Annotated in this window: 8 protein-coding genes and 1 tRNA gene; 6 read left to right on the top strand and 3 right to left on the bottom strand. The window is 55.4% G+C overall.

Annotated elements, in window-relative coordinates; all coding sequences use genetic code 11:
- Window positions 1–24: 24 nt before the first annotated feature.
- Window positions 25–101, top strand: a tRNA-Met gene (locus ACR0NT_RS19340).
- Between the two features lie 187 nt (window positions 102–288).
- On the opposite strand, the gene ACR0NT_RS19335 is transcribed toward ACR0NT_RS19340, so the two are convergent.
- From ACR0NT_RS19335 to ACR0NT_RS19325, 3 genes are all read right to left on the bottom strand, one after another.
- Window positions 289–906 carry an SET domain-containing protein-lysine N-methyltransferase gene (locus ACR0NT_RS19335; protein ID WP_170675150.1) on the bottom strand — a complete coding sequence of 206 codons (618 nt, stop codon included), beginning with the start codon at window positions 904–906 and terminating at the stop codon, window positions 289–291.
- A gap of 71 nt (window positions 907–977) precedes the next feature.
- On the bottom strand, window positions 978–2,165 hold the full coding sequence (locus ACR0NT_RS19330; RefSeq protein WP_170449081.1) for a hypothetical protein: 1,188 nt from the start codon (window positions 2,163–2,165) through the stop codon (window positions 978–980).
- A 74-nt stretch (window positions 2,166–2,239) separates the two neighbouring features.
- On the bottom strand, window positions 2,240–2,836 hold the full coding sequence (locus tag ACR0NT_RS19325; RefSeq protein ID WP_480443525.1) for an SET domain-containing protein: 597 nt from the start codon (window positions 2,834–2,836) through the stop codon (window positions 2,240–2,242).
- A gap of 991 nt (window positions 2,837–3,827) precedes the next feature.
- Here ACR0NT_RS19325 and ACR0NT_RS19320 point away from each other — a divergent pair.
- The 5 genes from ACR0NT_RS19320 to ACR0NT_RS19300 form a co-directional block, all read left to right on the top strand.
- Window positions 3,828–5,684: a galactosyltransferase-related protein gene (locus ACR0NT_RS19320; RefSeq protein ID WP_170449080.1), complete on the top strand. Its 1,857-nt coding sequence runs from the start codon at window positions 3,828–3,830 to the stop codon at window positions 5,682–5,684.
- Window positions 5,685–5,755: 71 nt separating this feature from the next.
- On the top strand, window positions 5,756–6,580 hold the full coding sequence (locus ACR0NT_RS19315; protein WP_170449079.1) for a hypothetical protein: 825 nt from the start codon (window positions 5,756–5,758) through the stop codon (window positions 6,578–6,580).
- Window positions 6,581–6,996: 416 nt separating this feature from the next.
- Window positions 6,997–7,518, top strand: a complete 522-nt coding sequence (locus ACR0NT_RS19310) for a hypothetical protein (protein WP_480443523.1) — start codon at window positions 6,997–6,999, stop codon at window positions 7,516–7,518.
- 93 nt (window positions 7,519–7,611) lie between these two features.
- A complete protein-coding gene (locus ACR0NT_RS19305) occupies window positions 7,612–8,343 on the top strand; it encodes a metallophosphoesterase family protein (protein WP_170675141.1) in 732 nt (243 codons plus the stop codon).
- 121 nt (window positions 8,344–8,464) lie between these two features.
- Window positions 8,465–9,226: mannose-1-phosphate guanylyltransferase (locus tag ACR0NT_RS19300; RefSeq protein WP_480443522.1), on the top strand; the 762-nt coding region annotated here is incomplete at its 3' end.

The following is a 9,226-nucleotide window of genomic DNA, read 5'->3' as shown; positions in this document are numbered from 1 at the left end:
TAAGCGGTAGGTCACATAAAGTGTCGCGGGATGGAGCAGCCCGGTAGCTCGTCAGGCTCATAACCTGAAGGTCGTAGGTTCAAATCCTACTCCCGCAACCAATACTTCTCAACGAAAGCAACGTGTTAAGGGTCGGATCAAGCGGCAATGCCGCCGCGCACCAATCTCTCTGGAAGCACTGTGGAAGCAAGCGGAGCGAACTCTCCCTGTGGTGAACGCGCAACAGAGGCGGTCCGCACAAGTCCCCGTAAAAGCCGCGATGAGCCCTGAACTGCCGTTGATCACACTTCAGCCCTTTGTGCGTGCAGTTAGTCGACTTGCAAAAGAAGACGGGCGATTGTGGTTGGGACATTGCCTTTGCGTCTCGCCCTTTAGCGCCTGTTCAGGCGCCGGGAAGTTCAGCGCAACCGACGACAAGGGCTGTAAGACGTTGTTCATAAGACCTAGAGCATCGGACACTTTTGGCTGAAGGTCGAGCCACCTTTGTTCCTTGTCCCGAGGGTCGATGATATTCCGGCATTTTGGTGATCCGCAGCCACACTGAAACTCTGCACCGACATTGTATGTGGCATAGTCTGACGTGATCTGCTCGCCCGCATGGATATCCCTTATGGCGATTTCGCAGTCGTAGCCACGGACCAGACATGAGGTTGGGTCACAGCTATGGTTTTGATATCGGCCGTTGTCCCAATTCAATATGTAGAGGCCCTGATCACTCCGGTAAGCGTATTTCAAAAAGTCGCGATAAAGGACATCTGGAAGGCGCTCGGTACGTTCGGGCGTCAAGACGATATCCAGCGCGTCTCGGCACCAGGTTATTGTGCCTTTTGGGATGTCAGCAGTTGCCACAATGCCCGAACCTGTGACGTCGTTGATTGCGACGAGCTGTGTATCAGGATGTATCACGTGGCTGCTCTTTTACGTTGGCTTGTAGCGTGTTCGGGTAACCGGACAAGCACATTGGATTTGTGTCGTGGTCAGGAGATAAGTTCGTGCACGGCAGACCGAAAATACCTTAACGACCGCGCGAGAGAACCATCTGATTTGTACATTGCTGGCATGAAGGGACTGACTTGTTCCTTGATATCCCGAACCCATGGTTCAGAGCAATTTCGCTCGTCCGCAAAATCAATCAAAGGCAGCAGGTCACCCATAGTTCCGTCGCTGATTTTTAGCTGGTTGATCATGCGATGCTCAAACTTGGTTTTGAAGCAAATGAGTTCGTCCTGACCAGCGGCCCTGAGAGCCAAACGGGTTTGAATGCACTTGTCGCATTCTCCACAGTTCTCCGAGCGATCGTCGCCTTCCCAACAAAATTGCGCCAATTCCAACATTTGACGCCATTCTCCGGCCAAGTAGGCAATTTTTTGGGGGCGTGAATGTCCCGCACCGTCATGAATAATCTCGATTTCATCGCCCGATAAAAGATAGTCAGTTGCCGGGCTGGACCCCCAGGCATGCGGTACGAAACTAACGTAGTTATAGGGATCCGAGCTGGCGATTGCCCCCGCATAGTTGTCGTGTGCATATAGGTGCAATATCCCGGCAAGCGCGGCACCATGGCTATGCTCCCAATTGGATTGCAAACTATCACGGAGCGATGTTTTTGCGACAAGCAACTCGACGCCAGCAGCATCGGTTATTTTCTCGATACGTGTGCGAAGAGCGTCAAAGTCTCTTTGATTGGACTGGGGAATGTCGAAACCGTGGACCAGAACGGCCGATCTGGATGTTCCATCATTTGCAGTATTGATAGGGCTCCGAGGTCTTTGCAGCGTGAAAATCGAATCCACACCGCCCGAAAATGTCTGGATCACGCCACGGTTTTTTGTCTCTCGAGCGGTATCATCGGATCTGGCGATGCTCCGTGGCTCGATCTCCACCATCTGATACCACGCCGGGTAGTGACAATGCCAGGCTTCCTGAAAAGCAATGATATTGCGATAGAGCTTTTCGCTTATGACGCCGTCTATCTTCAGCCGATTACAGTGCTGCATGGCATGGAAAATAACCAGGCATAGCGGGCCATCTAACGTAAGTGGATCTGATCCTGGCGCGCTTAGTTCGGTATGCACGCGAACAGTGTCGCCATTGTCACCATGAAGAATGATGTTTTGTCGGCCTAAGGACGGGGCGTCTTCGACCTCCAATGTTAAAGTCGTCATTCCTATTCCAGATCAGGTTTGGCAGAGCTCGGAGGCTATCATATGACTACATAGCATGATCGTTGCAGGCATTTCTATCTATGGGACGATTTGGAAAGTTCAGCTTGAATATACTGCGGCAAAAAGTTCAAGCGCATGTATCTTTCCAGCATCTCTTCCGGGACCGTCAGCACATTACCAATCGTCTGCCTGCAATTCTCGGACTGACATAGGCAGGCCATGCTCCAGTCCTCGGCGGCCACGTCGGAACTGACCGTAGTGGAATAGTCGAAGGTCACCTCTTCCCCTGCACGAATATCGCGAATGGCAACCAGTTCATTCTGCCCTCTTATCCCGGCGTTTGGAGAGCAACTGTGGTTAATAGCCAAAGACTGGGCATCCAAATCAATGTACAGGTCTGTGTCAATTTGCAGGGGGTCGTCCGGAGACAGTTGACCCCTCAGAATCCGGCGATTGATCTCTGCGAAGTTTAGCATCTCACCAGACATGTGCCTAATGAAGTGGCCTTCTGGGATGTCAGACGTCGCAAACGATCCTCGCCTATCGATATAGGATTTTCCCACGGATAGCGATTGCGCATTTTTAGGCAAAACAGTGCGAATTTCGCTGGCACCTTGTCGAGGTCCGAATGTCCTGAGAATTGCATTTTTGAGGGAGTTCAACAATTCCACGCAGAGCCTCTTTACGGTTTAGGATGTCGCAGAGGAAGTACCCCACAAGTATATTGGTAGCAACCGTGCCGGTCTTGATCCAGAGGATTGGGCGTGATGTTGAAAATGCGCTTTCTGCCCGTCGTTCCGCCTCGGTCGTGCGTCTGTTTGGGTATCTGATTGGGGTTCGGAGAGGGCGACGAAATCTTCTAATTGAAAGTTTACTAGTGAGAACCAACCGAACGTTGCAAAGTCCGCTTTCCTACGAATGCTACCGTCAGTGATCCTGAGTAATGCAAGGGCAGCGAATGTCAGCTTGGTGGCCTTGCCACCCAAGGTCTTAAATTAAATTAAATTCAGCTAAGTACGAGCCAACTCTCTGGACAACGGTTCTGGCGGCTCCAACAGGTACATCTTGCGCGGAACGCATTTATCAGTGCTTCTTAGTGGCGCGCAGCGCCACCATAAGCGTTATAGGTCAGATCGAAAAGAAGTCGGATTGGGGTGCGCTTGCAATGCTTACGAGCAAACCTCGGCAGACTCATAACCCCAAGGTCAGAGTGGAAAAGCCCAATCCTCCGGGTAAACCAAACGGCTATGCGCGTCGCTCAGATGCGATTCAGGCATAACGCCGCTCATCGGCCTTGAATTCTTGGGTCCACCCTCAAAACTTACTATCTTTGGTGATTGACACCCACGAGCAAACAGGTACTCGGTGCCAAAGCTATTTTTGAATACAATCTAGGATGGTAAGTCGCGAGCGGCACTGAGGCCAGTCGGGTATCGCAACTTATCAAGCTCTCGAACTGGGAAAGAAATGCAATCTTCAAAGGAAATAGTTGCAAACCTCTGCGATGCAATTGCCTCGAACGACGATTCCAGCACAGCAGGGGCTGGGGATGCGTTTCGCAGTCTGATCAGAACGCAGCTCTCGGTTCGCAATGCAAAATCCCCTTCGGTTGTGGCGTCCCTATATGGTGAAGTAGTGAAACATCCGGAAATTTGGCGGGACATGCCAAATTTCCAAGAGGCCGGAGAGGAATTTAAACCGGATGCCGCGATTGAGGCGGGCTTTTCGCTCGTTACTTGCTGCATGAACAGAAACGACCATCTGGTACAAACCCTTCCGACATGGCTGGTGCACCAGGAGATCGATGAGATTGTCATCGTGGATTGGAGTTCTGAGATTCCGGTTGCGATTACCCTGGACAAAGCCGGAATTCGCGATCCGCGCATCCGTATTCTTCGGGTTGAGGATGAAGGGTCCTGGATTCTGTCTCATGCCTACAATGTGGGTTTCCGGGCGACGACAAAAGACAAGATCGTCAAGGTCGACAGCGACATCATCCTCGACGCAGAGTTTTTCAGCCGCAACGCCATGGGTGTGGGGAAGCTGACCGCCGGAAACTGGCGGCATGCGGAAGCGGGCCAAAGCCACGTAAACGGATTCTTCGTTACCGGGCGCGAGGACCTGATGAACGTGAACGGTTTCAACGAACGGATCGTGACCTATGGCTGGGATGACGATGACCTGTATGATCGCCTGACCAGCTCTGGCGTTGAACGGGTGGATGTCGATCCCGACACCATCCGCCATATCGACCATTCCGACATAAGACGCATCGATCGCCCCAAAAGCAAACCGGTCACCGGCTGGGATGAGGTGCAGGCTTTTCCGCAGTTCTGGATTTCCCTGAACCGGCAAGCTTCTTCGTCTTCGGCGCCTTGGGACAGCAGCTGCCCGATGACCGGTTTCCGGCTGTTGGATGGGTCCGATGGCGTTACCCGGTTGCGGCGGAGCCACCCGTTTGGCGTTGATACAAACCTGATCGGGACCCGACTGGAACGAGCCGAGGCCGCAATTGGCGCGATACAGGATGTTTTCGAGGGCGTTAAGATCACCGCGTCGCGGGAGGCTGTAGATTATGCGCTGATGACCCGTTCCCTCAAAGACACGATCGCAGCTGTCGGCAGCGGACCACTGCAATCCATCGAGAAAGACAACGAAGTTACGGCCCCGATCGGGCACAGCCAACGCAAACCGAAACTCATCGTCGATGCCCAGCATGGTCTGGGCAATCGTCTGCGCGCGATTGCCTCGGGTGCGGCCTTTGCAAAAGTTCACGACCGGGACCTGGTTGTCCGTTGGGTCGCGGATGAGCATTGTGACTGCAGTTTTGCGTCATTGTTCGATTTTGAAGGTGCCGTCGAGGACACCGGCGACAGCAACCCGGAAAACGTGTTGGAAGTCGATCTGATGAGCAAGGCGTTCCGCGAAGCCTTTGACTCTACCTCGCTGGTCCACGCCAACCGGGACATTGTCATCCAGTCCGCCTACAGGTTCACCTTCGGGGCGCCCTATGATGAGCTAGAAAGAGATTTTCTGCGCCATCTGAAACCAAGCGCGGATGTGCAGGACCTGATTGATTCCGTCAGAAGCCCGAACGATATCGCGGTCCATGTCCGGATGAATGGCGGTGCTGCCACGGACCCGCATGGGGACGTTCCCGGTGATTGGTCGAAGTCGGAAGACGAAATTGCCCGACGGGCCCGAAGCAGGTCCCATTATGGCTTTTTCTTCAAGCGCATCGACGAATTGCTGGAGTCGTCAGCAAAAGCGACGATTTTCCTGGCTTCGGACAACTCGGAATCCTATGGCGCGTTTACCGCCAAATACCAGGATCGCGTGACCAGCCTGCCGCGGGCGGTATACGACCGCTCGGAAATGCAGCTCAAATATGCGCTGGCCGACGTCATCTTGCTGTCCCGCGCGCCGCTCTTGCTTGGCAGCAACTGGAGCTCGTTCACCGAAATCGCCCATTCAATGTCGCAAAATCAGAAGTTAGAGATGTCGGGGCAGCATTTTTAATATCGTTCCGAACGTCCCATGCGTCCAAGTCGAAATACATACGTAATAAATCCGTCAGAGTGTAAACCTGTATGAATGACAGTGAAACAAGGAGCTTAGCCGTTGAGAGCGTCATTTCAGCGTGCAAGCAAAAAGTAAGTGAAGTCATCGTTCTGGACGACCGGAAACACTCCGACTGGTGCGATGCCTACAGCTCGTACGGTGTTGCTCAGGTCACCAGCACAACATTCGGCAAGCTTGCGCCATCACAAAAGACCGCCGACGGGCTGCGCATTATCCACGTCACAAAGGGGTTGCCCGCCGCCAGCCTGAGCGAAGCGGAACATAGTGTCAGCCTGATCACCGAGATTGCGGATATCGTGGTGTTCACTCCGGTTTCGGCGTCACAGCAGGACGTTCAGGATCTGTTGATCGCCTGGCCAAGCTTTTGGGCGATGTTGTTTCTGGCCGAAGGGTTCATGTTGCGCGACGTCGTGCGTCCGGCGATCTGGAACAGCTTCTACAGCGATTGGGAAACCCTGCAGAGCACGGTTGTTTTCACCAATGCCAAATTGGGCGAGGTCTGGGCGGATACCGACGGTGACCATGTCAGCTCGGTCATTGATTATGTGCACCCTTCGACCCATGAAGTGAGTTTGAAGCGGCTTCTGGCGCTGCAAACCAGTGCGATGTTGATGCCCAACCTTTCCGACGGCTCTGCCGACGCCCACAACCTTGCACCCAATATCCATATTGCGCTGCCCAAGCGCTATTTGAAAAAAGACTATGAAAACAAGTTGTTTCAAGAGCAGCGCAAGTGGTGGAAAGTCGCCCTGAGCGCGCCTTGGCAGGCGTCCTACTGGAGAGATCTTTGGCGGCTGCAACGACGTACCAAGCGCCGGATGAAATCCAGCTAGTCTGGAACAGCCCACCCGACCGGCTATGCGAACGGCCCTGAAATCCCCGGGTCTCGGGCCGGTCCGTTGATCCATGTCTGGGCCAATTTGGATCAGGGCGCGTATTGCGCTATCATGATCGCATCAATTCAAGTGCATTAAGAGTTTGGATCTCTGCGCGCCTTTGCGCACGAGCAGTTACGCGGGTCGCGGTGTGGGCCGTCCATAAAAGACCCGATGATTACCCAAAGACTGAATTGATCCTGTGAATACCCTTGTGCAGGCAACCCTGCGCACGCACAGGAAAGGGAAAGTTTACGTAAAAACCCTATTAAAACATTGATTTAAGGCCAGATTTCGCCACAGGCAGCCCACAGCTGAGGCATCGCAGCTCTCTAGTCCTGATCCAGACCAACTCTGGAGCTGGAGATACGACTATGCCGAGCCTGTTCGACTGCTTTGCCAAGGCACCGCTGTGTGCCGGAAAACCCTCCGCCCGTGGTGCCGTCCGGAATTTCACGGCCCTGTTGACCCTTGCCGCGTTGATATCTGCTTCGACTGCGCCGTCGCGCGTTTCGGCACAGCAGCCGTTTGTTGTGGGCAGCGACCGCGGCGGGTATTTGCATGACCGCCTGGCCGAGCTGGAAAACCTCGAGCGCAATGGCATCCAGGTCGAAATACGCGGGCGCGTCTGCTATTCAACATGCACGATGTTTCTGGGGCTGCCCGGAACCTGTGTTGATCCTGATACGACCTTTGGATTTCATGGTCCGTCCCGCGGTGGTCGCAGGCTTGCGCCTGAGGATTTCGACTATTTCAGCAAGGTCATGGCCGAGTACTACCCGGAGCCGTTGAAATCGTGGTTCATGACCACGGCGCGAAATCGCATCAACGGTGTCCATAAGGTCAAGGGCCGCGAACTTATACGCTTGGGTGTGCCAGCCTGCCGAACCGCCTGAGGCCGGGCTTGCCCACAGTTTAGCGCAGGGGTATCAATCTGGATCACCCCGCCGGGACTTGCCGCGGCCAACCAGTCAGGAGACCAGCGCATCGTGCTGACATCGCTTTTCAAACGGTTCGAGAGGCGTGGATCTTTCCTGCCACCGAACCCGGACCGTCCGCTTTGCGCGATCGGTGATGTGCATGGCTGTATCTTTCAACTGGAAAAACTGCTGTCCGATGTACCTCAGGATCATCGGATCATACTGGTCGGCGACTATGTCGACCGTGGTGAGCACAGCGCCGAGGTCCTGCGCCTGATCAGTGCCCGCCCGGACCTGACCTGTCTGATGGGCAACCACGAAGAGATGCTGTTGCAGTTCCTGCAGGACCCCAAAGGGCAGGGCCCGCGCTGGCTGCGTAATGGCGGTTTGCAGACCCTGGCCTCCTTCGGCGTGCGCGGGGCGCGATCCGAGATGAGCGGTGACGAGCTAACGGATTGCCGCGATCGGCTGCAACAGGCGATGGGCGACGCGCTGTGCCAGTGGGTTTCCGAACTGAAGACCTGGGACAAGTCGGGCAATGTGCTTGTTGTTCATGCCGGTGCCGACCCTGACACCCCGCCCGAGGCGCAATCTGACAAGACCCTTGTCTGGGGCCACCCGTCGTTTCACTCCACGGTCAGGCGCGATGGTGTCTGGGTTGTGCATGGGCACACAATCGTCGGAACCGCCAGCGCGCGGCATGGACGCATTTCCATTGATACCGGCGCCTTTGCAACGGGCGTGCTGAGCGCGGTCTGCCTAGATGGAACCGAGCCCAGGTTTTTGACGGCATGTCGCTGACGCTCTGAGAAGAAAACAGGCGGCAAGGGGCCTTTTTCCGACCGTGGCCGTGCAAAACCTTGTCACATTAAAAGTCATTGACTAGGACCGGTTGGAGCAAATCAGATATTGAGCATTTTTTATGTTGATCACACCTGTTCTTCTTTGCGGTGGTTCCGGAACGCGCCTGTGGCCGTTGTCGCGCAAAAGCTATCCCAAGCAATTCGTGCCGCTGGTTGGTGAGGAAACCCTGTTTCAGGCCTCTGCGCGGCGGCTTTCCGGCGCGACGGATCGTCTGAACTTTGCGGCGCCGGTGGTGCTGACCAACTCGGATTTCCGCTTCATCGTGGCCGAGCAGCTGCAGGCCATCGGAATCGACCCCGGTGCCATTCTGATCGAGCCCGAGGGGCGCAACACCGCGCCAGCGGTGCTGGCTGCGGCGCTGCGCGCCCATGCCGAAGACGCCGATGCGGTGCTGCTGGTTGCCCCGTCCGACCACGTGGTTCCCGATGTGGCGGCCTTTCAGGCGGCGGTTGCCCGCGGGATGGAGGCCGTGGCGCAGGGTCAGCTGGTGACCTTCGGCATCACCCCGACCCATCCGGAAACCGCCTATGGTTATCTGGAACTTGCCTCGGCGTCGGCCAATGACGGCTCGCCGGTGCCGCTGAAGCAATTTGTCGAAAAGCCCGACATGGCCCGCGCCACCGAAATGCTGGCGGCCGGCACCTTCAAGTGGAACGCGGGCATTTTCCTGTTCCGCGCGGCGGACATGATCGCCGCCTTCCGCGCCCATGCGCCTGAATTGATGGCACCGGTCGAAGCGGCGGTTGACACCGCGACGCCGGATCTGGGCTTTCTGCGCCTGAACCCGGACCCGTGGGGGCAGGCCGAGGATATCTCGATC

This window comes from Ruegeria sp. AB10 (genome assembly GCF_056542745.1).
This window is presented reverse-complemented; position numbering and strand designations above follow the sequence as displayed.

Coding starts and splice junctions, on each gene's coding strand:
- ACR0NT_RS19330 (WP_170449081.1), bottom strand. CDS start 2,165: ATGACGACTTTAACATTGGAGGTCGAAGACGCCCCGTCCTTAGGCCGA.
- ACR0NT_RS19320 (WP_170449080.1), top strand. CDS start 3,828: ATGCCAAATTTCCAAGAGGCCGGAGAGGAATTTAAACCGGATGCCGCG.
- ACR0NT_RS19315 (WP_170449079.1), top strand. CDS start 5,756: ATGAATGACAGTGAAACAAGGAGCTTAGCCGTTGAGAGCGTCATTTCA.
- ACR0NT_RS19310 (WP_480443523.1), top strand. CDS start 6,997: ATGCCGAGCCTGTTCGACTGCTTTGCCAAGGCACCGCTGTGTGCCGGA.